The organism is Paraburkholderia sp. UCT31 (assembly GCF_014397655.1).
In the GTDB taxonomy this organism is placed as follows: domain Bacteria; phylum Pseudomonadota; class Gammaproteobacteria; order Burkholderiales; family Burkholderiaceae; genus Paraburkholderia; species Paraburkholderia tuberum.
The window spans coordinates 1-24,424 of sequence record NZ_VZQP01000082.1; the positions used below are offsets into that span (position 1 = coordinate 1).

Annotated in this window: 19 protein-coding genes and 3 pseudogenes; 14 read left to right on the forward strand and 8 right to left on the reverse strand. The window is 63.0% G+C overall.

All coding sequences use genetic code 11. From position 1 onward, the window contains the following. Positions 1-382: 382 nt before the first annotated feature. Positions 383-861, forward strand: a pseudogene (locus F6X40_RS37910) (DDE-type integrase/transposase/recombinase); the annotation flags it as partial. Here F6X40_RS37910 and F6X40_RS37915 read toward each other — a convergent pair. Next, positions 830-1,861 carry a LysR family transcriptional regulator gene (locus F6X40_RS37915; protein WP_187631402.1) on the reverse strand — a complete coding sequence of 344 codons (1,032 nt, stop codon included), beginning with the start codon at positions 1,859-1,861 and terminating at the stop codon, positions 830-832. The pseudogene F6X40_RS37910 and the gene F6X40_RS37915 overlap by 32 nt on opposite strands. Positions 1,862-2,060: 199 nt before the next feature. Here F6X40_RS37915 and F6X40_RS37920 point away from each other — a divergent pair, with 199 nt between their 5' ends. The 3 genes from F6X40_RS37920 (at position 2,061) to F6X40_RS37930 (ending at position 6,308) form a co-directional block, all read left to right on the forward strand. Continuing rightward, complete coding sequence (locus F6X40_RS37920) at positions 2,061-4,274, forward strand: FUSC family protein (RefSeq protein WP_187631403.1); 2,214 nt, start codon at positions 2,061-2,063, stop codon at positions 4,272-4,274. A 138-nt stretch (positions 4,275-4,412) separates the two neighbouring features. Further along, positions 4,413-4,631, forward strand: a complete 219-nt coding sequence (locus F6X40_RS37925) for a hypothetical protein (protein ID WP_184008330.1) — start codon at positions 4,413-4,415, stop codon at positions 4,629-4,631. Between the two features lie 177 nt (positions 4,632-4,808). Then, positions 4,809-6,308 carry an acetyl-CoA hydrolase/transferase family protein gene (locus tag F6X40_RS37930; RefSeq protein WP_187631413.1) on the forward strand — a complete coding sequence of 500 codons (1,500 nt, stop codon included), beginning with the start codon at positions 4,809-4,811 and terminating at the stop codon, positions 6,306-6,308. A 104-nt stretch (positions 6,309-6,412) separates the two neighbouring features. Here the strand turns inward: F6X40_RS37930 and F6X40_RS37935 are convergent, their stop codons facing one another. The 3 genes from F6X40_RS37935 to F6X40_RS37945 form a co-directional block, all read right to left on the reverse strand. After that, positions 6,413-6,667: a GlsB/YeaQ/YmgE family stress response membrane protein gene (locus F6X40_RS37935; protein WP_018420763.1), complete on the reverse strand. Its 255-nt coding sequence runs from the start codon at positions 6,665-6,667 to the stop codon at positions 6,413-6,415. A gap of 162 nt (positions 6,668-6,829) precedes the next feature. Further along, positions 6,830-7,537 (reverse strand): MgtC/SapB family protein, encoded by a 708-nt coding sequence (locus F6X40_RS37940; protein WP_090806188.1) that lies wholly within the window; start codon positions 7,535-7,537, stop codon positions 6,830-6,832. Positions 7,538-8,013: 476 nt separating this feature from the next. Further along, on the reverse strand, positions 8,014-9,177 hold the full coding sequence (locus tag F6X40_RS37945) for a metallophosphoesterase (RefSeq protein ID WP_187631404.1): 1,164 nt from the start codon (positions 9,175-9,177) through the stop codon (positions 8,014-8,016). A gap of 399 nt (positions 9,178-9,576) precedes the next feature. On the opposite strand from F6X40_RS37945, the gene F6X40_RS37950 reads away from it, so the two are divergent. Then, entirely contained in the window at positions 9,577-9,924 is a 348-nt protein-coding gene (locus F6X40_RS37950; RefSeq protein ID WP_187631405.1) for a hypothetical protein, read from the forward strand. Positions 9,925-9,982: 58 nt separating this feature from the next. Here F6X40_RS37950 and F6X40_RS37955 read toward each other — a convergent pair whose 3' ends face one another. Further along, a complete protein-coding gene (locus F6X40_RS37955; protein ID WP_090806181.1) occupies positions 9,983-10,567 on the reverse strand; it encodes a malonic semialdehyde reductase in 585 nt (194 codons plus the stop codon). A gap of 140 nt (positions 10,568-10,707) precedes the next feature. Between F6X40_RS37955 and F6X40_RS37960 the strand changes: the two genes are divergently transcribed. From F6X40_RS37960 to yjfF, 5 genes are all read left to right on the forward strand, one after another. Further along, positions 10,708-11,310, forward strand: coding sequence for an alpha-ketoglutarate-dependent dioxygenase AlkB family protein (locus F6X40_RS37960; RefSeq protein ID WP_187631406.1), 603 nt, complete (start codon positions 10,708-10,710; stop codon positions 11,308-11,310). A gap of 181 nt (positions 11,311-11,491) precedes the next feature. After that, entirely contained in the window at positions 11,492-12,478 is a 987-nt protein-coding gene (locus F6X40_RS37965) for an ABC transporter substrate-binding protein (protein WP_090806177.1), read from the forward strand. Between the two features lie 253 nt (positions 12,479-12,731). Continuing rightward, on the forward strand, positions 12,732-14,366 hold the full coding sequence (locus F6X40_RS37970) for a sugar ABC transporter ATP-binding protein (RefSeq protein WP_187631407.1): 1,635 nt from the start codon (positions 12,732-12,734) through the stop codon (positions 14,364-14,366). Next, positions 14,363-15,406 carry an ABC transporter permease gene (locus F6X40_RS37975; protein ID WP_184069082.1) on the forward strand — a complete coding sequence of 348 codons (1,044 nt, stop codon included), beginning with the start codon at positions 14,363-14,365 and terminating at the stop codon, positions 15,404-15,406. The genes F6X40_RS37970 and F6X40_RS37975 overlap by 4 nt, the downstream gene beginning before the upstream one ends. Next, complete coding sequence (yjfF, locus tag F6X40_RS37980; protein ID WP_187631408.1) at positions 15,403-16,500, forward strand: galactofuranose ABC transporter, permease protein YjfF; 1,098 nt, start codon at positions 15,403-15,405, stop codon at positions 16,498-16,500. The genes F6X40_RS37975 and yjfF overlap by 4 nt, the downstream gene beginning before the upstream one ends. Before the next feature lie 93 nt (positions 16,501-16,593). Here yjfF and F6X40_RS37985 read toward each other — a convergent pair. Next, positions 16,594-16,836: pseudogene (locus F6X40_RS37985) on the reverse strand (phosphatase PAP2 family protein); the annotation flags it as partial. Positions 16,837-17,200: 364 nt separating this feature from the next. On the opposite strand from F6X40_RS37985, the gene F6X40_RS37990 reads away from it, so the two are divergent. Together F6X40_RS37990 and F6X40_RS37995 are read left to right on the forward strand one after the other, a co-directional pair. After that, entirely contained in the window at positions 17,201-18,148 is a 948-nt protein-coding gene (locus F6X40_RS37990) for a polyphosphate kinase 2 family protein (RefSeq protein WP_187631409.1), read from the forward strand. 45 nt (positions 18,149-18,193) lie between these two features. Next, positions 18,194-20,947, forward strand: coding sequence for an HAD-IC family P-type ATPase (locus tag F6X40_RS37995; protein WP_187631410.1), 2,754 nt, complete (start codon positions 18,194-18,196; stop codon positions 20,945-20,947). Between the two features lie 20 nt (positions 20,948-20,967). Here the strand turns inward: F6X40_RS37995 and F6X40_RS38000 are convergent, their stop codons facing one another. Beyond that, positions 20,968-21,777 carry a class I SAM-dependent methyltransferase gene (locus F6X40_RS38000; protein ID WP_090806167.1) on the reverse strand — a complete coding sequence of 270 codons (810 nt, stop codon included), beginning with the start codon at positions 21,775-21,777 and terminating at the stop codon, positions 20,968-20,970. A 594-nt stretch (positions 21,778-22,371) separates the two neighbouring features. Between F6X40_RS38000 and F6X40_RS38005 the strand changes: the two genes are divergently transcribed. Beyond that, positions 22,372-23,139 carry a hypothetical protein gene (locus F6X40_RS38005; protein WP_187631411.1) on the forward strand — a complete coding sequence of 256 codons (768 nt, stop codon included), beginning with the start codon at positions 22,372-22,374 and terminating at the stop codon, positions 23,137-23,139. A gap of 572 nt (positions 23,140-23,711) precedes the next feature. Here F6X40_RS38005 and F6X40_RS38010 read toward each other — a convergent pair. Further along, positions 23,712-24,095: a hypothetical protein gene (locus F6X40_RS38010; RefSeq protein ID WP_187631412.1), complete on the reverse strand. Its 384-nt coding sequence runs from the start codon at positions 24,093-24,095 to the stop codon at positions 23,712-23,714. 167 nt (positions 24,096-24,262) lie between these two features. On the opposite strand from F6X40_RS38010, the pseudogene F6X40_RS42940 reads away from it, so the two are divergent. After that, positions 24,263-24,424, forward strand: a pseudogene (locus tag F6X40_RS42940) (Hsp20/alpha crystallin family protein); the annotation flags it as partial.

Here is a 24,424-nt window from a genome sequence, read left to right on the forward strand (position 1 = left end):
GTTGCACAACCTCCTGCATCACCTCGGTCTCGCTCATCGTGTACATCTGTCCATTAAAAATTTAGATGGACACGATCCTCGCCTTCACACCTTACGCAATCAAGATGCCTTCACCGGGTGCTTACGCCACTGCCAAAAGTAGCCTGTTGATCGACGCTTTTTTGCGCATACCGACGTTGACCCAGAAAAACGGACATCTATCCTTTGGAGAAGGAGGTGCCGATTATGGGCAAGCATCGTACCCCGTACCCGGCGGAATTTCGGGCGCAAATGGTCGAGCTGGTGAAGGCCGGACGCAGGCCGGAGGAACTGGAAAAGGAGTTCGAGCCGACTGCACAGACCATCTACAACTGGGTGGTGCAGGCTGATCGCGACACAGATGTTCCGGTGCGACGATGGCACGCCGTTGCGCGTAACGTTCGCACTCGACTGCTGCGATCGGAGAGGCGATTGGCTGGGCGGCGGGGACCGGCGGGCATAGCGGTGATGTAGTGCGCGACGCGATGCTGGCCGCCGTCGCGCAGCAATTCGGCACCGGGCAGGTCGCGCCGCCCATCGAATGGTTGACGGACAACGGCTCGGCTTATGTCGACCACCGCACTCGCAGCTTCGCTCGCGAATTGGCCCTGGAGTCATTGACAACGCCGGCACGTTCTCCGCAGAGCAATGGCATGGTCGAATCGTTCGTGAAGATCATGAAGCGGCAATTACGTCGCCTGTATGGACGAGCCTGACGCGCCTGCGGCGCTCTCGTGTCTGGCTGTTGCATTTGAACACTACAATGAGCGCCATCCGCACAAAGCCCTGGAATACCGCTCGCCGCGTGAGTTCAGGCGTGCTGCCGCGATTTCATTGACCTAACGGTGTCCTGCGTGTCCTGAGTTACAGGGGCAACTCCAACCAGCTGCACTGGGTCATCTCCGCCCCCCAGTTGCCCGACCTCAGCAAGCAATGCTTCGTCGCGTGCAATCACCTTCGGCAGATGCGAGCGCAAGAATTCGACCCACGTGCGCGTCTTTGCATCGATGAATTTGCGCGACGGATAGAGCGCATAAACAGTCGTCTTTTGCAGCGTATATTCCGGCAACACGCGCACCAGCGTGCCATCGCGCAACCCGGAAATGGCCGCGTAGAGCGGCACCATGCCGATGCCCATGCCTTCGCGGATCGCCACGATCAATGATTCGGCGATGTTCACATGCACGGGGCCGTCGACTTCCATCAACTCACTGCCGTTCGGGCCGTCGAGCGTCCATTCATGTGGCGGGAACGCCGGCGTATGCAGGATCAGACATTCGTGATGCGCAAGCTCAGCCGGTTCTTGCGGCGCGCCGTGCGCCCGCACGTAGGCCGGCGATGCGCACAGGATGCTGAACGTCGTCCCCAGCGGAAACGATACGAGGTCCGAATTCGGCAGCGTCGATGCGCCGATCACGGCCACGTCGGCGCTGCCCTCGAACAGATCGGGCATGCGCTGCGATAGCGTCAACTCGACGGTCACATCAGGATAAAGCTCGCGGTAACGCGAAATGGCCGGCAGGACGTAGTGCTGGCCGATGCTCGCAAAGCTATGCATGCGCAGTGCGCCGGTTGGTCGCTCGTGTGCGCAACTGGCTTCTTCTTCCGCAACATCGACATCCGCGAGGATCTGCTGCGATCGTTTCAGATAGCGCTCGCCGGCGGTGGTCAGCGCAAGCCGACGCGTCGAGCGATTCAGCAGGCGCGTGCGCAGATGTGCTTCAAGCTCCGAGACCGCGCGAGACATCGCGCCGGTCGTTGAATTGAGCGATTGCGCGGCCGCGGTGAAGCTACCGGCTTCGACCACGCGCACAAACACTCGCATATTTTGTAGCGTGTCCATCAAACCTTCTGTTTCATGATCAAGATCATATTTTCCGTCAGTCTCAGAACACTATTGTTGTCCGTTCTGGAACAGATGTTCTGCACCCGTCGGCTTAATGTACACATCGCGGACTCCTACAATCGGCGCCTCGCCTGCCGGTGTCGGCCATTCTATCCGGAGGCTCTCTCAGCGACCACGTAGGGTGCACTGTTTTCAGATGAAACCCGATCATGCGACCGAACCGTCGGCGGATTTCGTCGGTCCGCGCGGCGTCATGCGGCGACGCCTCAGCCGAGCCAAACTCAATCGCGCCGTGCGCGACTGGGCCACCAGCGACGGTCTGACCTGGCTGCATCTGCTGAAGACGGTCACCGCCGGTCTGCTGGCGCTGGGCATCGCGATGCTGCTCGATTTGCCGCAGCCGCGCATTGCGATGACCACTGTCTTTGTGTTGATGCAACCGTTCAGCGGCATGGTGCTCGCGAAGAGCTTCTACCGGATTCTCGGAACGGCAGTAGGGACCGTGGCCGCGCTCGTGCTCGGCGGGCTGTTCGTTCAGCAGCCCGAACTGTACATGCTCGGCATGATCGTGTGGGTGAGCGCCTGTATTGCTGCGGCGGTCCGGTATCGGCATTTCAGATGGTACGGTTTTGTGCTCGCGGGTTACACCGCCGCGCTGATCGGCATTCCAAACGTGACGACGCCTCAGGGACTGTTCCTCGCCGCACTCACGCGTGCCGCGGAAGTGGCGGTCGGCATCGTGTGTTCGAGCGCGGTCAGCGCGTTGCTGCTGCCCCAGCGCTCGATCCTTGCGCTGCGACGTAACCTTCAGATCAGGTACGCGAATTTTACTGCGTATGCTGTCGACGTGCTCGCACGCGGGCTCGAGCGCAATCAGTTCGAACGGCGTTTCGCGGATTTTGTCGACGAAATCGCTGGCTTCGAAGCAACCCGCACGTTCGTCGCATTCGAAGATCCGGCGATGCGCTCGCGCAGTGCGCATCTGGCGCGTCTGAATCGCGAATTCATGGATGCGTGCGCGCGTCTGCATGCGCTGAATCAGTTGCTCAAACGGTTGCGCGCCAGCCACGCTGTGTCGATACTCGCGGCCATCGGTCCGTACCTCGACGAACTGGGAGGCTTGTTCGAAGCACAAGCTGAAGCCGGCGTCGAAGCATCGCACGCAGCAGCCGATCTGCGCCCCTTTCGAGCGAGCTTGCCACGCCGGGTACGCGAAACCAGGCGGGCACTCGAAGCCGCGTCCGCGGAATCGCTTGCGGACTTCGACACGGCAGCCGAATTGCTGTATCGATTCGTGGGCGAATGGATAAACTATTCGCAAACCTGTGCATGCTTGTGGCGCAAAACAGCAAGCCGGCAGCACAGCCTACGATGCAGCTCAAGCCCAACCAAGAGCCACCGCACAAGCAGACCTATAAGCCGCACAAACCATTTCGCCGTATTGTTCACATTCGTGCGCTCGGCTGTCGTCATCGGAATCGCCGGTGCGTTCTGGATCGCGACCAACTGGCCGAGCGGCGGTCTCGCCGTGATTGGCGCAACACTGGTCTGCGCGTTGACGTCCACCACGCCAAGCGCCACCAGAATGGCCATCCAGATGGCGATCGGCGCGGTGCTCGCGACGCTGGCCGGCTATGTGTTCATGTGCTACGTGTATCCGAACATCGATGGTTTCCCGCTGCTTTGCGCGGTACTCGCGCCGGTGCTCGCGCTCGGCGCATTCATCGCGACGCGTCGCGGCGCGGCAGGGCTTGGCATCGGCTTTTCGGTGTTCTTCTGTCTGCTGGCCGGGCCGGACAACGTCGTCAGCTACGTGCCCGATCTGCTGATCAACAACGGCATCGCGCTCACCGCGTCGATGCTGCTTGCAGCGGTTGTTTTCGCGGTGGTCTTTCCCGCCGATATGCGCTGGCTCATCGACCGGATCATGGGCGACCTGCGAGCGCAAACGGTGTCGGCATGCAAGGACGCACTGCCGGGTCTGAACCAACGTTTCCAGTCGGGCACGCATGATCTGACTTCGCAGCTGCGCGTGCTGTTGACGCACCGTTCACGACGACGGCGCGACGCACTTCGCTGGATGCTCGCGACGATCGAAGTAGGTCACGCCGTCATCGATCTGCGCAACGAAGCCGCACGCGCCGATTATGCCGACCTCCTTCAGCCGCGTTGGCGCAGCGTGATCGAACACACGTGCGACGATCTCGCCCGGCTCTTCGAACGCCCAGGTCCACGTTCGCTCGAACGCGCACTCGTCGCCGTGCGCTCGGCCACCTGGCTCGCGCAAGACATGCTGCAGGCAGTGCACGCCGAGCGCGACCGGCATCACGATCTGCAACGTATCTTGAGCTGTCTGCACTTCATTCGTAGCGCGTTGCTCGACAAGGACGCGCCCTTCAATCGTCGCTGAGCAATGCTGCGTGGATCTTTCTGCCAGATGGAAAGATCCCTTCCGGGCGGCCCCGTTTATTCGCGTAGGTGGCGGTCATATAGTTTCGTCACTGCCTCGCAGTATTCGTCGCAGTAGTCGTAAGTCCTGGAGAACGAGATGAAAGTGTTGAAGATGGTCCTGATTGCCTGTTCTTTGTCCACCGCTGCCGCCGCCTATGCACAGACGGCGCCGGCCGCGCCGGAGCAGCAGGTTGCGCAAGCGGATGGCCAGCGCGCCGATAAGGTTGCCCCGCGCAAGCATGTGGAAGCGCCAAAAGCGAAAGCTGATGAATGTGTCGGCCCGATGAGCTTCTGCAACATCTACTTCGGCAGCTGAGTCCGGCTGCCTCACGCGCAACACCTGTCGCGGACCCTATCGCGCGACCCAACACCTGCTCGCGACGCCCTCCGATCGAGACGCCGCGGCGGGTGCGGCAACCGCCTATCGAGCGAAGCCCACCGCAGACGTGCGCACCAGTAGACGGAGCTGGCGACTATGGAGAGACTCCCTTTCATGTACGAAGACCGAATTCGCTGCGCCGCGCTGCGCGGAAAAATCACCACGGCCGCCGACGCGGCGCTTCTGATTCACGACGGCATGCGGGTTGGCGCAAGCGGCTTCACGCGCGCGGGCGACGCGAAGGCCGTGCCGGTCGCGCTCGCCGAGCGTGCGCGCCGGCTGGGCGAGCCGCTGCGCATCACGTTGATGACGGGCGCCTCGCTCGGTCATGACGTTGACCGCATGCTGACCGAAGCGCATGTGCTCGCGCGCCGTCTGCCGTTTCAGGTAGACAAGACGCTGCGCGACGCCATCAATCGCGGCGAAGTGATGTTCGTCGATCAGCATCTGTCCGAGACCGTCGAGATGCTGCGCGCGAACCAGCTCGGCAAGCTCGACGTCGCGATCATCGAAGCCGCCGCGATCACGGAGAGCGGCGGTATCGTGCCGACGACGTCGGTCGGCAATTCGGCGAGCTTCGGGATTCTCGCGGACAAGGTCATCGTCGAGATCAATCTTGCGCAGCCGCTCGGGCTCGAAGGCTTGCACGACATCTGGATTCCGGGGCGCCGGCCGCATCGCGAGCCGCTGCCGATCGTGCGCGCGCAGGATCGCGTCGGCACACCCGCTATCGAGATTCCGCCCGAGAAAATCGCGGCGATCGTGATGACGGACATGGCCGACAGCCCGTCCACGGTCCTGCCCGCGGATCGGGAAACCGCGTTGATCGCCGGTCATTTGATCGAATTTTTCCAGCACGAAGTCACGCGTGGCCGCATGCCGAAGCAGTTGCCGCCGCTGCAGGCGGGCATCGGTACGATCGCCAACGCGGTCCTGGCAGGATTCGTCGATTCGCCTTTCGAGGTGTTCGAAATTTATTCGGAAGTCCTTCAGGATTCGACGTTCGATCTGATGGACGCTGGTAAGGTCGCGTTCGCGTCCGGCGCGTCGATCACGTTGTCGGCCGCGCGACAGGCGCAGGTATTTGGCGATATCGAGCGCTATCGCGACCGGCTCGTGCTGCGTCCGCAGGAAGTCAGCAACCATCCCGAGGTGATTCGGCGGCTCGGTCTGATCGCGCTCAATACCGCGCTCGAATTCGATATCTACGGCAACGTCAATTCGACGCATGTCGGCGGCACGCATATGATGAACGGCATCGGCGGCTCGGGCGACTTTGCGCGCAATGCGTCGTGCGCGGTGTTCGCGAGCAAGTCGACCGCGAAGGACGGCCGCATTTCGAGCATCGTGCCGATGGTGCCGCATTGCGATCACAACGAACACGACGTCGACGTCGTCGTCACCGAGCAGGGTCTCGCCGATCTGCGCGGCCTCGCGCCGCGCGAACGTGCGACGCTGATCATCGAGCATTGCGTGCATCCGCGGTATCGCGAGCTGTTGCGCGACTACTACCGCGATGCGTCGCTTTGGGGAGGGCAGACGCCGCATTGCCTCGATCAGGCGTTTGCATGGCATACACGGCTGCGCGATACGGGGTCGATGCTGCCGGCCTGATTCTGCGGCGGCCACAACCGCGGCGATAAAAGCAGAAGCAACAGGCCACAAAAAAGCGCCAGCGATTCGAACCCGCTGGCGCTTGATGACGTCGGATGCCGTGCTCAGGACCCTCGTCGCACGAGCCGGATAATAAACAGCAGAATGACCGCGCCGATCAACGCGGTGATGATCGAGCCGATCCAGCCGCCGCCAAGCGAGATATGCAGCACGCCGGCGAGCCACCCGCCGATGAACGCGCCGATGATCCCGACGATGATGTCGACGATCAGGCCGAAGCCGCCGCCCCTGACCAGCACACCCGCGAGCCAGCCCGCGATCGCGCCGATGATGATCCATGCGATGATGCCGTGTTCCATATTCGAGACTCCCTGGTTGAGTGTGAACAAATCACGGTGACAGAGCTTAGTCGAAGGTTATGGGACAGTCCACGTTCACGACGCGGAATTAACATTATCTGAATCTGCTGCCAGCTAAGTGTAGACGATGCGCGCGAACAAAGGAGACTTACGCGCCTCGCTTCACTCGGGCGTCGGCTCTGCTTCCCGCGCGGTCCAACTGACGCTGGACACGCTCTTTTCCATGCTCAGGCGGCTCGCCATCTGTTCGAGCTTCGATTGATCCTTCGGATGCATCGTCAGCGTCGCCGTCACGCGAATGCGCGCCGGTTCGTCCTCGACATCCTCGCTCGTGAGGCTCTGGAACGACAGCGGCGCCGAGTACATCGAGTTGGAAATCGCGGCGCGAATGTTGATCTCGTCGGCTTCGCGGCAGACGATCGTCAGCACGTACTCGCGCACGAGGTCGGCGTTTGAAACCGGCGTCGAGTTGATCATCCGGCTCACTTCACGCAGCGCGGTGTTGGCCAGCAGCACGACCGCGGTGCCCGCGAGCGCCGGTCCGTAATGTCCCGCGCCGCTCAACACGCCGACGGCCGCCGAGCACCACAGCGTCGCCGCGGTGTTGATCCCCTGGATCGAGCCTTTGTCGCGCATGATGACGCCGCCGCCAAGAAAGCCGACGCCGGACACCACATAGGCGGCAATCTGCGTGACGCCGCTGACGCCATTGCCGGTCAGCACGCCGAGCGTGACGAACAGGCACGCGCCGCTCGCCACGAGCGTGATCGTGCGCAGGCCGGCAGTGCGCTGGCGCATCTGTCGTTCGAGGCCAATCGCGACGCCGCAAGCAAAAGCGGTCAGAAGCCGCAGGAAGAATTCGAGTGTCATCGTTCAGAAAGGTTGGCGTGCGTGCTGCCGCAGGGTGAAGCCTACGCGTGGGAACGTCAGGTCGTCTACCTCGTGCACGGTAAGCGCATGAGGGTGGAACGAAATACGCGCGCACACGCGTGCAGCGGCCGCAAGCGTGCGGCATCGGCATGGCATCGAGCCACGCTGCGCTTCACCGATAGTACGCGAATGACAATGAAATGAGAGCGACGTGCGCCATCGAGCCCGAGGGCAGGACGGCGACAGGGACACCTGACGCGGAACTCCTGCCGCTCAGGCGAGCGGGCAAATCGATACTCGGCTGGTACAACTGCTACTGTCCAAGATCGTGATTCCGGTTAGAAGAATTGCGCGAATTTTAGAGGGCGGCGCAAAGTTCAGTCAAGCCGCGATCGGCGGAGAGTGCGCATGTGGGTTTGCTACAGCCGTATCGTAGACAGGCCGTAATTAATTGCTCCGGACTGCGAATGTTGAGTTCAATCCGGTTCGCCCGGCACGAGTCTCAAGCGCGTGATTTCCGAAGGCGCACCGAGTCGTTTCGGCGGACCCCAATAGCCCGTACCGCGACTCGTATAAACCCAGAGTCCGTTCAGGCGCGCGAGGCCTGCCGTGAACGGCTGTTGCAGGCGCACAAAGAAATTCCACGGAAAGAACTGACCGCCGTGCGTATGACCCGACAACTGCAGCGTAAACCCGGCCGCCGCGGCCGCTTCGGCCGAACGCGGCTGATGCGCGAGCAGCACCCTGATCAGCACGTCGCCCGGCGCGCCGGCGAGCGCCGCGACCGGGTCGCTGCGATGCGCGGGGTCGTGATGACCCGCCGAGTAATCGGTGACGCCGGCGATCACGGCGCGCGCGCCGTCATGGTCGACGATCACGTGTTCGTTCAGCAGCACCCGCAAGCCGAGCCGGCGGAATTCGGCGATCCACGAGTTCGCTCCGGAGTAGTACTCGTGATTGCCGGTCACGAGAAACGCACCGTGCCGCGCGGCGAGCCGCGACAGCGGCTGCGTATGCCGGCTCAGCTGCGGCACGCTGCCGTCGACGACGTCGCCCGTCACCGCGATCAGATCCGGCTTGAGCCGGTTCACCGCGTCGACGATCGCATCGACATAGCGGCCCTTGATCGTCGGGCCGACGTGGATGTCACTGATCTGCACGATCGTGAAGCCGTTGAGCGCGGCAGGCAGATCGTCGATCGGCACGTCGATCGTGACGACGCGCGCGCGACGGCGCGCGTTGAACAGGCCGATCAGCGTCGACAGCAGCGCGAGCAGCGGCACCGCCGCCGCCGAGCCGGTGCGCCAATGCGCGATCGTGAGCGTGTTCGGCCAGATCGCGTCGATCGTCAGCAGCGACGCCAGCACGAGGTCGCGCGCGAACGTCAGTACCAGCAGCGACGAGAAGAAGCCCATCGCGAGCAGGCCCACCCACGCGAGACGGTCGCCGAGCGGCTGGCGCTTGAAGCCGCGCGCCATCATGCCGACCGGGATCAGGTAGATCGACAGCACGAGCCACAGCACGCACAGCCCGCGGCCGGCCGCGTCGATCGGCATGTCGGGAATCAGGCGCAAGCCGACGTAGATATGCAGCAGGATGCCAATCAGGATGATGCGGACAAGAAACGATGAACGTCGCATAAAGAGGATCAGGGCGGGAAGGAGGCCAAAGGGCCGGCATCAGCGACAGCGCGGCGGCGATCGGTTAACGAACGCGGCGAATCATTCTACCGACATGTTCAGTCCCTTGCCGTAGCCGCAAAATTCGTGCTCCCGCACCGCACGACACGCCGGCCCCGAAGCCGCCGGGACGCGCCACGAAAGGTGTTCGCCGGGGCAGGCGCATTCCGTGCTCAGCACATACTTACAGGGCCGCGCGCCGTGCATTCAATGCCTATGCAAGCGAATTAAATGGGCTTTGAATCGTATTCATGCGTGGAGTATGCTTGAAACAAGCCAGCTTGTTGCCGGGGCAGCGTAGGGCGCTTCGGCCATGACTGGTTCTGTCGCCGGGAAAGATCGGGCGGGGGGAGGCACACCATGAAGCTGCTCAAATCGGGCCACCTGTGGCATCACGCGCACGACGTGCATCATGTTCATCATGAGCATCATGTCGGGCGCGAGGGCAGCCACGTGATGCTGCCGCTCGTCGGCATCTCGCTGATGGCGATTGCGCTTTACGTCGGCGTACGCAACATCGATTTCTCCGAACTCGGCAAAAGCGCGCTGTTCGACGTCGTGATGTTGTGCGTCGCGCTCGGCATCGCGGGCCTGTTCGGCGCGGTCGGCGCGTGGCTGCGCTCGAATGGCGACGAAGCCGAAGAGGGCTTCTGCTTCATCGGTGCGCTGATCGGCACGGTGGTCTTTTATATCGCGGTGCTGACCTGACGCGATCCGATCCAGCGCGTGGCGCGCACCCGCAGCGCCATCCATCATCAACGCCCCGTCACACTATGCGCGCCGCTTCGTCGAACGAAAAACGCGGGCTGCGTGCAAACAGCTTTGACGGATCGCCGTGGCCAAGATTGATCAGGAAGTTCGACTTCAGCGTCGTGCCCGCAAAAAACGCTTCGTCGACCTTGGCCTGATCGAAGCCCGACATCGGCCCAGTGTCGAGACCGAGCGCACGCGCCGCGAGAATCAGATACCCGCCTTGCAGCGTCGAATTGCGAAACGCCGTGTCCGCGATCAACCGCTCGTTGCCGACGAACCAGCTGCGCGCATCCGCATGGGGAAACAGTTTCGGCAGATACTCATAGAAGGCCATGTCCATGGCGACGATCACCGTGACGGGCGCGGCCATCGTTTTCTCGAGATTGCCAGCCGACAACGCCGGGCGCAGTTTCTCCTTGCCCTCCGGCGTCCTGACGAACACGAAGCGGCCCGGACTGGAATTGGCCGAGGTCGGGCCGAGCAGTACGAGCTCCATCAGCTCGCGCAGCACGGCGTCGTCGATCGGCTTGTTCTGCCAGCCATTGTGCGTACGCGCGTCGCGAAAGAGCTGCGCGAGCGCCTGATCCGAAAGTGTCATGGAAGTGGTCCGTGCGAAAGAACAGAGGGAACGCGGAGAGCCGCGTCGAATGAAAGAGCAACGCGCGTGAATCAGCGGGTGAGCCGGTGTCGCCATAATAGTCAGGGTTTTGACTTGTCCGCTTGCATCCAGACATTCCGATGAGCACCGATTTATTCAACGACCTGCCGACGCCCGACGTCGACTGGTATCCAGACTGGCTCGCAGCGGCCGACGCCGAACGCCTGCTGGCCCGACTGATCGACGAAGTGCAATGGCGCCAGGACATGATGGGCACGCCCGCCGGCCGTGTTGCACTGCCGCGTCTGACCGCCTGGCAGGGCGAGCCGGACGCGGTGTACGTGTACTCGGGCATCCGCAACGTGCCGCAAGCATGGACGCCCGCCGTCGCCGAACTGAAGGCGGCCGTCGAGGCGATCAGCGGCGCGCGTTTTAACAGCGTGCTGCTGAATCGCTACCGCAGTGGCGCCGACAGCATGGGCTGGCACGCAGACCGCGAGCCCGAACTCGGCAAGCAACCGGTAATCGCGTCGGTGAGCCTCGGCGTCGCGCGCAGGTTCGATCTGCAGCACAACCGCAGCGGCGTCGTGCAATCGTTCTCGCTGAAGGGCGGCAGCCTGCTCGTGATGAAAGGCGACACGCAGGCGCAGTGGCGTCATCGGGTGCCGAAGGAGCCGCGCGTGAGCGGCGAGCGCATCAATCTGACGTTTCGCTGGGTCACTCCGAGAATGACGCCGACCTGAGGCAGCGAGCGGCAATGCTCTGACCGGCGCGCCATACCAAAACTGATATCGAGGGCGCGAATCATATGATTGGACGGTTAACGCGTCGCACAGTACGCTACCTCACGATCCATGCGTCGTGAGGGCCGCGAGGGCCGGGCAGACCGCTGGGTCGTCTACACAACAACGATTGGAGACTGTCATGGCGAATACACGACGTGCCGCGTGTCGCGCTCTGGGCGCGCTCGCGCTTTGCGCGAGTCTCGGAGCGCTGACGCTGGCCACGCCCGGCGCGCATGCCGAGGACAAGAAAATTACGCTCGGTTTTGCGCAGGTCGGTGCGGAAAGCGCATGGCGCACCGCGAATACCGAATCGGTGAAGTCGGCGGCGACGGAGGCCGGCATCAACCTCAAATTCTCCGACGCGCAGCAGAAGCAGGAAAACCAGATCAAGGCGATCCGCTCGTATATCGCGCAGAAGGTCGACGTGATCGCGTTCTCGCCGGTCGTCGAATCGGGCTGGGAACCGGTGCTGCTCGAAGCCAAGGCCGCGAAGATTCCGGTGATCCTGACCGACCGCAACATCGACGTGAAGGACACGTCGCTGTACGTGACGATGATCGGCTCGGACTTCCTCGAAGAAGGACGGCGCGGCGGCCACTGGCTCGCGGATCACTACAAGGACGATAAAGGTCCGGTCAACATCGCCGAGCTGCAAGGCACGGTCGGCTCCGCGCCGGCCAACGACCGCCACGCGGGTCTGATCGAAGTGATCAAGAGCGATCCGAAGTTCAAGATCATCGCGTCGCAAAGCGGCGACTTCACGCTCGCCGGCGGCAAGCAGGTGATGGAAGCGTTCATCAAGACCTACGGCAACAAGATCAACGTCGTCTATGCTCATAACGACGACATGGCGCTCGGCGCGATCCAGGCGATGGAAGAAGCCGGCATGCATCCGGGCAAGGACGTCGTGGTGGTTTCGTTCGACGCAACCAAGGGCGGCTTCCAGGCGATGGCCGCCGGCAAGATGAACGTCGACGTCGAGTGCAGCCCGCTGCTCGGACCGCAGCTGATGTCGGCGGTGAAAGACGTGGTGGCTGGCAAGCCGCTGCCGAAGCGCATCCTGACTCAGGAGACTGTCTTCCCGATGAGCGTGGCCGCGCAAACTCTGCCGTCGCGTAAGTACTGACGCGGCGCGCAACGTCGCCGCGGCAGCGCTCGCGCGAGCGCCGCGGCGTGTGCGGTGTTCAGGCGCCGGGGCCAACGGGCTCACGGCGCGAAGGAGATGTGCAGTACGGACGCATCGAACAGGTTTCTCCAGTGGTGCCTGACCGCCCGGGCTGCTTTCTTCTGCAGCGGGCGGTCTCTTTTCAGGAGCATGCGCCCGCGGGAGCATGCCGCTGGGGCCTGCCGAACCATGCATAGCAGATCGAGCGAGGTCCATGACCCATTCCGCTACCGAACCGAATCAGCCGGACCAGCCGCGGCGCGGCACGCCGCCGGGCGCGCCAGGCCAACAGAATGACATGAGCGCGCGCGAACCGATTCTGGCGATTTCCGGCGTCAGCAAGACATTTCCGGGCGTGAAGGCGTTGCAACACGTCGACTTCCGCCTGTTTCCCGGCGAGGTCCATACGCTGATGGGCCAGAACGGCGCCGGCAAATCCACGTTGATCAACGTGCTCACCGGCGTGCTCGCACCCGATGCCGGCACGATCCGCCTCGGCGGCGAGGTGGTCGCGTTCGCGTCGCCGCAGGAAGCCGAGGCGGCCGGCGTGCGCACGCTGTACCAGGAAGTGAACCTGTGCCCGAATCTGTCGGTGGCGGAGAACATCTTCGCGGGCCGGCAGCCGCGCCGCTTCGGCGCGATCGACTGGCCCGACATCAAGCGGCGCGCGCAGGAAGCGCTCGCGCGCCTCGACGTGTCGCTCGACGTCACGCGCTCGCTCGACGCCTATCCGATCGCCGTGCAGCAGATGGTCGCGATCGCGCGAGCGTTGTCCGTCGATGCGCGCGTGCTGATTCTCGACGAACCGACTTCGAGCCTCGACGACAGCGAAGTCGCGCAGCTATTCAAAATACTTCGACATCTTAAGCGATCGGGCATTGCGATCCTGTTCGTCACGCATTTCATCGAGCAGACTTATGCGATCTCCGATCGCATCACGGTGATGCGCAACGGCGAGCGCGAAGGCGAATATCTCGCGCGCGATCTGTCCGCGGATCAGCTGGTCGCGAAGATGGTCGGCCACGAGCGCATGAGCGCGCGTCTGCGCGAAGCGGCGCACGAAGGACAGGCCGCCGACGATCAGGAGGTCGCGCAAGACCAAACGGAAGCAACGGCCACGCAGCCGTTCATCGAGCTGCGCGGCGTCGGCCGCCGCGGCACCTTGCAGCCGATCGATCTCGAGATGCAGGCCGGCAAGATTCTCGGCCTCGCGGGTCTGCTCGGCTCGGGCCGCACCGAAACCGCGCGGCTTCTGTTCGGCGCGGATCGCGCGGACAGCGGCACGATCCTCGTCGAAGGGCGCGCCGTGCGGCTGCGCACGCCGCACGACGCGGTGCGCCACGGCATCGGCTATTGCGCGGAAGACCGCAAGAAGGAAGGCATCGTCGCCGAACTGTCGATCCGCGAAAACATCATGCTCGCGTTGCAGGCGCGGCGCGGCTGGTGGCGCAAGATCAGCCGGCAACGCGCGCGCGAGCTCGCCGATATGTGGATCGAGCGGCTCGGCATCAAGGCGTCCGACGCCGAGCAGCCGATCGCGCTGCTGTCCGGCGGCAACCAGCAGAAGGCGCTGCTCGCGCGCTGGCTGGCAACCGATCCCAAACTGCTGATCCTCGACGAGCCAACCCGCGGCATCGACGTCGCCGCGAAGTTCGACATCATGGACCGGCTGCTCGCGCTGTGCGCGAACGGCCTGTCCATCCTGTTCATCTCGTCGGAGATCAGCGAGGTGCTGCGCGTGAGCCATCGCGTCGCGGTGCTGCGCGATCGCCGCAAGATCGCCGAGGTGGCCGGTAAGGCATCGAACGAGGACAACATCTACCGACTCATCGCAGGGAGCGGCGAATGAAGCTATCGAACTGGTTCGCGCGCGACGGGGTGGAGCGTCCGCTGCTGTGGCCATGCGTGACGCTCGTGTTGCTGGGCGGACTGAACCTGCTGGCCAATCCGCATTTTCTCGCGCTGCGCACGCTCGACGGCCACCTGTTCGGCGCGCCGATCGACATCCTGAATCGCGCGGCGCCGCTCGTGCTGGTCGCGATCGGCATGACGCTCGTGATTGCGACACGCGGCATCGATATTTCGGTCGGCGCGGTGGTCGCGATCGCGGGCGCCGCGGCCGCGACGATACTCGCGACCCAGGCCGTGCCGAGCGGTGCGCTGATCGCGCAGGCGCTGCTGGCCGCGCTCGTCGTCGGCATCTTGAGCGGCATGTGGAACGGGCTGCTCGTGGCGTTCGTCGGCATGCAGCCGATCATCGCGACGCTGATTCTGATGGTCGCGGGCCGTGGCATCGCGCAACTGCTGACCGCCGGGCAGATCATCCCGATCGGCGCGCCCGGCTATCTGTTCGTCGGTGGCGGCTACTGGCTCGGCGTGCCGTGCTCGGTATGGATCGCGACCGTAGCCGTGCTGGCGACCGCCGCCCTGGTCGAGGGCACGGCGCTCGGTCTGTTCATTCGTGCGATCGGCGTGAACCCGGTTGCGACGCGGCTCGTCGGCTTGCGCTCGAAGGCGATCGTATTCGCGGTGTACGGCTTCTCGGGCTTGACCGCGGCGCTGGCCGGCATCCTGATCAGCTCGAACGTGCGCAGCGCGGACGGCAACAACGCGGGCTTGCTGCTCGAACTCGACGCGATTCTCGCCGTGACGCTCGGCGGCACGTCGCTGCTCGGCGGCCGCTTCAGTTTCGCGGGCACGGTGCTCGGCGCGCTGATCATCCAGACGCTCACGTACACCACGTATTCGATCGGCGTGCCGCCGGAAGCGACGCTCGTCGTGAAGGCGGCCGTCGTGCTCGCGGTCAGCGTGATCCAGTCGCCGGTGGCACGCGCGCTCGCGGTGTCGTTCGGCGCCTCGCTCGTCAAATCGCGCGGGGTGGCACGATGACGCGCGTTCTCGAAGCACTCGCCCGCCTGGTCGATCCGCGCACGCTGCCGATCGCGGTGACGGTCCTGCTGTTCTGCGCGCTGTTCGGCTTTGGTTCGGTGATGTACACCGGTTTCTTCGCGTGGCAGGTGTTGCTCGATCTGCTCGTCGACAACGCGTTCCTGCTGATCGTCGCGATCGGCATGACGTTCGTGATCGTGTCGGGGGGCATCGATCTGTCGGTGGGCTCGATCGTCGCGCTGACGACGATCGTCGAAGCCGTGCTGTCCGAGCACATGCATGTGTCGGTGTGGCTCATCATTCCGATCGTGCTGTTGATGGGCACGGTGTTCGGCGCGGTGCAGGGCGCGCTGATTCACTACTTCCGCCTGCAGGCGTTCATCGTGACGCTGGCGGGGATGTTCTTCGCGCGTGGCCTGTGCTTTCTGATCACGACGCAGTCGATCACGATCACCGATCCGACGTTCAAGGCGATCTCCGCGTTTCGTCTCAGTGTCGGCGTCGGTTCGGTATCGGCGAACGTGCTGATCGCGGCCGTGACGCTCGCGGCCGCGATCTATGTCGCCCATTTCACGCGCTTCGGACGCAACGTATATGCGGTCGGCGGCAATCCGCGCTCGGCGCTGCTGATGGGCCTGCCGGTCGCGCGCACGCGGGTCGGCGTGTATGCGCTGAGCGGCTTCTGTTCGGCGCTCGGCGGCGCGGTGTTCACGTTCTACGTGCTGTCGGGCTATGGGCTGCAAGGGCAGGGCATGGAACTCGATGCGATTGCGGCCACGGTGATCGGCGGCACGCTGCTGACGGGCGGCGTCGGTTATGTGGTCGGCTCGCTGTTCGGCGTCGGCATTCTGGGCACGATCCAGACGCTGATTACGTTCGACGGCACGCTCAGTTCGTGGTGGACGCGGATCGTGATCGGCGCGCTGCTGTGCGCGTTCTGTTTGCTGCAGCGATTGATCGAGCGGCACGCGAAGTCGGTGCGTCGGCCCGGCGGCACCAATGCGATCACGACGACGGGGCATGGGCACGGGCGTGACGAAACGTCGACGACGGCGTCGTCGGATTCGCAGGTGTTGGGGCGGGCGCCGGGCTAGCGCGCGGTCTTCCAGTCGCTTCGAACCATGGCGGCGCGGCGCACGCCGCGCCGCGTTCACGTTAGTCCGCGCGGCCGCTTCCGAGCGTCCAGCTCATGCCGTTCGCACCGGCATGGATCGCGAGCTCGGCGCATTCGCGGCTTTGCGCGTCGCCAGCAGGTGCATGCAGCGCCTGAGCGCTGCAATCGTCAGCGCACTGGGCAGCAGACCCGCAAACACATCGGCGAGATAGTGACCGCCTTGCGTCGGCGTCGACGGGATCATCGTCACGTTGAGAGGAATCGCAAACAGCAAAAGCCGTGGCATGCGACGCAGCGCATAGAAAAAGACAATAGCGGGTAACGCCCACTACTCCGCTGTTCCCCGTGTTCGTGTTCGTGGCTCGACATTGTGCTCGTCCATTTTTTTGTCGGCGCTGTCTGGTGAAGGATAAGCACAGGTAATGCCTATCGTCTGACGGCCTTGTCGCGACTGGGTCGACGGGGCCGACAGGCGGTGATCGACCGGCATGGCGGTCCGGAACGTGGCAGCGTTCAGACGTGTGTTTTCCCGTCGCTATGCGGGTGCGTAGCGTCGGTGCCGATGAGCACGTTTCCGTTTGCGTGACCTATTATCAGAAAGAGTTGTGAACAGTACGACTGCGGTTGCGATGCAATCCGCGAATCGTGCAACTGAATGCAGATGCCGTGGAGAAAGAGCGATGGTTCGCATGGAAATACTCGACGCGCTGCGGGCATACACCGATCCGTTCCGCGTCACGAGCGGCAAAGATTTCTTCCTGAAGGATTTCGATCCCGGCGAGACGCTGGGACTCAGAATGCATAAGGAAGAGGCGCAGCAACTGCTCCAGCGCGGGTCGAAATGGCTCGCGATGGAGCAGGAGATCCTCTACGCGCAGGATTCCTGGTCCGTGCTGCTGGTGTTCCAGGCCATGGACGCCGCGGGAAAGGATGGGACGATCAAGCACGTGATGTCGCGCGTCAATCCGCAGGGGTGCGATGTCATCTCGTTCAAGCAGCCGTCGGATGAGGAGCTCTCCCACGACTTCCTTTGGCGCTATTCCAGGAAAGTGCCCGAGCGCGGGCACATCGGCATTTTCAACCGCTCGTACTATGAAGAGGTGCTGGTGGTGCGCGTGCATCAGCATCTGCTCCATGCGCAGAAGATCCCACCGGCACGGGTCGGCAACAACATATGGGACGAGCGGCTCGCCGATATCGCGCGCTTCGAGGACTATCTGACGCGCCAGGGCGTGGTCATTCTCAAGTTCTATCTGAACCTGTCGTACGGGGAGCAGAAGAGGCGATTCATGGATCGCCTCGACAATCCCGACAAGCACTGGAAGTTTTCCGCAGCCGACGTTCGCGAGCGACGCTACTGGAACGACTATATGCACGCCTATGAAGAGGCGATCCGCGCGACGGCCTCCGAAGCGGCTCCGTGGTTCGTCGTGCCCGCCGACAACAAACCTTTCACGCGCCTCATCGTCGCGGCCGCGATCGTCGAGGCCGTCGAGAAGCTCGACCTCGAATATCCGAAAGCCACGCGAGAGCAGATGAAGGATCTCGCCGCCGCGAGGGAGGAACTCGACGCTGAAGCGGTGGACGAGACGAGACCCGATCAACCCGGGGACGATCCAGACCATTGAGAGCGGCCCCCTGACCCGAAATCACTGGAACCGGGAGACACGAGGATGAGCTCAGTTGAGAGTGCGACGCCGTGGCATGCGATGCCGGCCGGTGACATCGAACGGCAGTTCAACGTCGATCCCGCGCAGGGCCTGGATGCAACGGAAGCGACCGGGCGGCTGGCCACCTATGGGCCGAACCGCCTCCCGCAGGGCAAGAAGAGGGGGCCGGTCGTACGCTTCCTGATGCAGCTCCACAACGTTCTGATCTACGTGCTGCTCGCGGCCGGTTTCGTCAAGTTCATGCTGGGCCTGTGGCTCGATGGCTCGGTCATTCTGGCCGTCGTCATCCTCAACTCGCTGCTCGGCTTCCTGCAGGAAGGACGCGCCGAGAAGGCGCTCGACTCGATTCGCAACATGCTGTCCGCGGAAGCGCGCGTGATGCGTGGCGGAGCGGTTCGCTTGATCCCCGCCGAGGAACTCGTGCCTGGCGACATCGTGCTACTGGAATCGGGCGACAAAATCCCGGCGGACATGCGTCTCGTCGACGCCAGGAACCTGCGCACGGAAGAAGCGGCTCTTACGGGGGAATCCCTCCCGGCCGAGAAGGGCACCGCGCCGGTACCCGCCAAAGCCACGGTCGGCGACCGCGAGAACATGGCGTTCTGCGGCACGATGGTCTTGTCGGGCCGGGCAACCGGCATCGTGGTGACGACCGGGAGCCAGACGGAACTCGGCCGGATCAACCAGATGCTCGCCGAGGTCAGCGCGCTCGAGACGCCGCTGCTGCGCCAGATCAAGAAGTTCGGCTACGTCATCACGGCAGTGATCGCCGTTGTCAGCGTGCTGCTCTTCTCCTGGGGGCACTGGCTCGGACACATGACCTTCGTCGAGCTGTTCCAGGCCATCGTGGGGATTGCGGTATCGGTCATCCCGGAAGGCCTGCCGGCGCTCATCACCATCACGCTCGCCATCGGCGTGCAGCGTATGGCCCAGCGCAACGCCATTATTCGCCGCCTGCCGGCGGTCGAAACACTGGGCGCCGTCTCGCGCATCTGCTCGGATAAAACGGGCACGCTGACCCTGATGGAGATGATGGTGACCTCCGTCGTAACGGCCGAAGCGGCCTATGCCGTGACGGGCGACGGCTACGCCAGCGAAGGAGAGGTCAGCGCGGATGGCAAGCCGCTCGGCGCCGCGCCGGACGTGCTGAAGCTGATGGGCCGCGTGTCGTTGTTGTGCAACGACGCCGAGCTCTTCGAGGAAGACGGAAAATGGAAAGTGGAGGGTGACCCGACCGAGGGCGCGCTGTATCCGTTCGCTTCCAAGCTGGGCATGGACCGTGCCGCCGAGACGGCCGCCGCGCCGAGGATCGACGCGATCCCCTTCGAGTCCGAGCACAAGTTCATGGCGACGCTGAACCGTTCGACGGACGGCGAAATGCTGCTGGTCAAAGGCGCGCCAGAGGTGATCCTCGACCACTGCGACCGGCAGCAGACGGCGCAAGGCCCGGCGCCGCTCGATCGCGAGCACTTCGCGAGGGAGGGCGACCGGCTCGCCGCGCAAGGTGAGCGCGTGCTCGGGCTCGCGTGGCTGTCGGACCCGGGCCTGCGTACGGGCGGCCTCGGGCCGCAGGACCTGCCGCGTACCCTCGTACTGCTCGGCCTCGTGGGCCTGATGGACCCGCCGCGCAAAGAGGCGATCGACGCCGTGCGCGAATGCCACGGCGGCGGCATTCGCGTGACGATGATCACGGGCGACCACAAGATCACGGCGGCGGCAATCGCAAGAATGCTGGGCATCGGCGACGGCAAGACCGCCGTGTCCGGCACCGAGATCGAGGCGATGAACGATGCGGCGCTGCAGGAATGCGTGCGCGGCGTCGACGTGTTCGCGCGCGCGAGTCCCGAGCACAAACTGCGGCTCGTCAAGGCGATCCAGGCGAATCGGCAGATCGTCGCGATGACGGGCGACGGTGTCAACGATGCGCCGGCGCTCAAGAAAGCCGACATCGGTGTCGCGATGGGGATCAAGGGCACCGAGGTGACGAAGGAGGCGGCGGGCATGATCCTCGCCGACGACAATTTCGCGTCGATCTCCGCGGCGGTGAAGGAAGGGCGCACGGTCTACAACAACATCGAGAAAGCGATGCTGTTCATGCTGCCGACCAACGTCGCGCAAGGCGCGGTGATCGCGGTGGCGATCCTGTTCGCCTTCACGCTGCCGATCACGGCGCCGCAGATCCTGTGGGTCAACATGGTTACTTCCGTCGCGCTCGGCCTGACCATTTCGTTCGAGCCGCACGAGGCAGACGTGATGCGCCGCTCGCCACGCGCAATCGACCGGCCGATCGTCACGCGCTTCGGCATCTGGCGCATCCTGTTCGTCGGCGCGGCGCTCGTGATCTATACGCTGTCCACCTTCTTCTGGATGAAGTCGCAAGGGGCGTCGGATCAGATGGCGCGCACGGCCGCGGTCAACGCCATTACGCTGGGCCAGGTGTTCTATCTGCTCAACATCCGGTATCTGCTCGATTCGTCGCTGTCCGTGCGCGCCCATACAGGCAATCGCAATCTCTGGTACGGAATAGCCGGCGTCGTGGTCTTGCAGCTTCTGTTCACCTATACGTTCCCGTTCCATGCCGTTTTCCACACCGAGGCTCTGCCCTTGTCGGCGTGGGGGTGGCTCGTCGGTGGTGGCGTCCTGTTTTTCCTCGTGGTGGAGATCGAGAAGCTCGTTTTCCGGCTCACCCCTGCATTGAGAGGATTTGTGACGTCGCAACAGGAGGGCGCGGCCTTGCGCGATGATCCCGCCAGGTAGGCCGCCTTGGCGGCCGCCTGCTACATCTCATGCACGCGGCGGAGGATGAAAAACAGATTAGCCGAGACTGCATTCACGATCGGAATCCGCTCGAAAGGCCGGTTCAGCTTCATGCCGATATTGGCCAGTGCGTTGAGCGCTCCGCCGCCCTTTATGCCTTTTGCGAAGGTGGGAAAGACCTGGTGATAGCCGCATTCTTCGAGCACGAACCCCGACCTGAGAAACAGGCGCTTCGCGTCGCTGAGGCTGTACAGCCGATTATGGCCCGTGTACTTCTTCATGACTCTGCACGCGTTTTCGGTCACCGACAAGCGGTTAGGTAAAAATGTGATTATCAGCAAACCGTCGTTTTTCAGCACGCGCCATAGCTCATCGAGGCTCTTTTGCTCGCGGGCCACGTGCTCGAGTACACCGCTTCCGATCACCACATCGAATTGATTGTCTTCGTAGGGCAGCAGAAATTCATGATCGAGCGATGCGAAAGATAACCCGGCGTACTCATGGAATTCCGCGAATTGCCCATCCTTGCAGATGTCGCAGCCATATATATCGATGTCATGGTAGAGCGTGCGAAGCATGCACGAATCTGGCGCGTGCCGGCATCCCCAGTCGAGCACTTTCATGCCACGCTTGATATACGGTGCGTAAATTTCGAACGCGCGCACGTGGCGATCGAGACTCGCGTTGTTGGCAATGACCGATTGCACATAGTCCCGGTATTCACCATCGCTACGATGTGCAATGTAGTCCTCGCAAAGCTTGGCATAAGTCGCCTTGACCTGCTGCAATTCATTGCTCGGGATCGTTTCAGTGTCGATGGGTTTATGCATATCTCCCTCATGGCGGTGCGAACGATACGACGAATTTCAGGCTCTACCGGGCCAGTATGCTGGTAATCCTTGGTCCATGTTGAGGTCTGCGCAATCCGTTTCCGCAGTACCGGCTTTCGCTGCCCGAGTGACATCGGGGTTGAGAGGTTCGCGGGATGTTGACTACTCCGATTTTGAGCGCTGATGGACTGCGTTTGGCGAGACCTGCGGCAGCAACTACCTGGATAAAGCCGCGATAGTGAACGGGTTCAAGTTTTGAAGGATAGCAGTTGAATTTGTCAAAACCGGTCGGGGAACCTCTCCATTTCGCGCCTTATTCTGATGGTTTTGCGCCTTGACGCTAATCCTTTGTGTTCGAGCGAACATCAGTGCCAACCTCCCGTTGCTCGGCCGCCTTATTCAGCGTTAACTTAACAATGCGGTCGAACAGCGCGATGTGCGTCAGGTAGATCGTGACCGACAGAAGCCTGCGTTCAAGGTATGCAATGATGCGCGAGCATGTGGAGAGCGAACGACCTGCATGGCATTCGACTCTGTCATCGATAGCTCGAGGACTCTTGTATGAAACGTTTTTGCTGCACGCTGGCTGTTCTCATGCTATCCGCCCATATCTATGCCGATCCGCTCGACCACGGCGAACTCGTGACGCTTGCGTCGCGCGAAGGAGTCACGCAAAGCATTTTTGTCGAGTCGCCTTCGTCGAGCCCGGCGTGGGTCGTCGTTCTGTTCGGAGGCACGCCGGGCGCCCTGCATCTGGACACTACCGGCGCGACGACGCTCAAGGGCAATTTCCTGATCCGCTCGGCTCACCATTGGATCGATCGAGGAGACGCCGTGGTGCTGGTCGATACGCCGTCCGACCGCGCGCCGGGCGTCGATGACCTGTTCCGTCGCAGCAAGAAGTCGTTCGCCGACACGCAGGCCATCGTGGCAAAGTTGCGCGAGCGGTTCCCCAAGTCGAAGATTGCGCTGATCGGGACGAGCGCAGGCACGGTGTCGGTCGGCAACGCGCTGGAACGCGATCCAAGCATCGCGGATGCCTTTGTCCTGACGTCACCGGTCACGGTTTCCCACAAGGGAGGCGGCGCGACTATCTCCGATCTTGACGTGGATGGCACTACACATCGGGTGCTCGTTGTCTCCAACCGGAACGACCAATGCGTGTCGTCGCCGGCGTATGCGGGTAAGCGGCTGGCCGAGAGCAACCACTTTGCGTATGTCGAAGTCGGTTCGACGGAGGGAGAAGGCGATACGTCAACAAGGTGCGGTGGGCACTCGCCGCATGGGTTTCTTGGGATCGAGACTGAGGTGCTAGCGAATATTCATGGCTGGCTGCGCGGCCAACCGTTACAGAAGCAGTAATGTTTTCCCGGCAGCGGGATGGACCCGCTGGGGTAGGGAGCTCCGGGAAGTTCGCACGAAGTCAGCGGCAGCTCCCCGGGAGCAACGGTCGTCAGCTCGTCACGGTGCGACACGTCATTGGCCATTGCCGACGTTCGTGCGCCGATGTCGATATGCCCGCTTACTGCTGGCCTGCCGCGCGGCGGCCGTGAACGTCGCTATTTCGCGTCGTCGTCTGCGGCACGTCGATGCATATGCGACCTCAAAGCGAGCCCCTGCTTACTGCCTCATAGCTCTGCATTCCTTTAGCGCCGACAGGCTTCCACGCATTGCTCGCAGTGTTCGTGCCGGTGCTTTTCGTACTCAGCGGCGCAAGCGTCGCAGATCCCCGTGCGGATGGGACCGCAAACGGGGATTGACGGTTCGTTGCAGTCACGCACATCGACCGACTCCGCAGTACGCAATCCGGTGGGACGCTGCTAATTGCATGCAGCAAAGGCGGCGGCGCCGTCAGCAGCCGCAGCCGGGCGACTGCGCGGCAAGCGCGGAGTGGTGCCCTTGCCGATCGTCCGCCCGCTGCCTGCCACGACGCATCAGTGGATCGGCGGTACCACGCCGAGCTTTTCGGCCAGCATCCTTTCGTAGACACCAAAGTGCAGATCGACCTCTTCCTGGGTGACCACGGTCACTGAAATATTGACCTGCGCGGGCTGCAGGCCCAGGACGGTCGCGATCGCCGCTTCCAGCTGGGGCGCGCATAGCCGGTCATCGGCGAACGTGGTGCCGACCGCAATCTCGTAGGCGGTTTCCTGCAGGAATATCACTTCAACCAGCCGCGCACGCGCGCTCATGTTGCTGTCGATCGCCAGCCGGATGACTTCGACCGCCGTGCGCATCGTCTCGGTCGGGAACCCCTTTGTTGAGCGCAACCTGATTCGGTGCTGGCCAAGGGTCAGCCAATCGTATGCGAATTCCATGGTGTCCTCGCATGGTCGTCAGGACCTCGTGAAGATAGGGATGTGACCTCCCGGCTTCAAGAACAGAAAGCCGCAAAATCCCCTTGAAATTTTCGTTTGGGATTCTATTCTGAATTCCGCTCAGGCAGTCGCGCCGGCATTCCGGCGCGCTGCGTGTTTCGATTTGTTTGCCGCAGCATGGCAGACGGACTGGAGCGCGTAGGCCGGTTCGTTTCCCTGCTGCATCCAAGGAGGAAACGATCATGAGTGATCTCTACTTCGGGACCGACCTTTTCAGCGAGTTCGACCGTCTGCAACGGCAGATGGCGAGTCTCTTCGGCGGTTTCCCG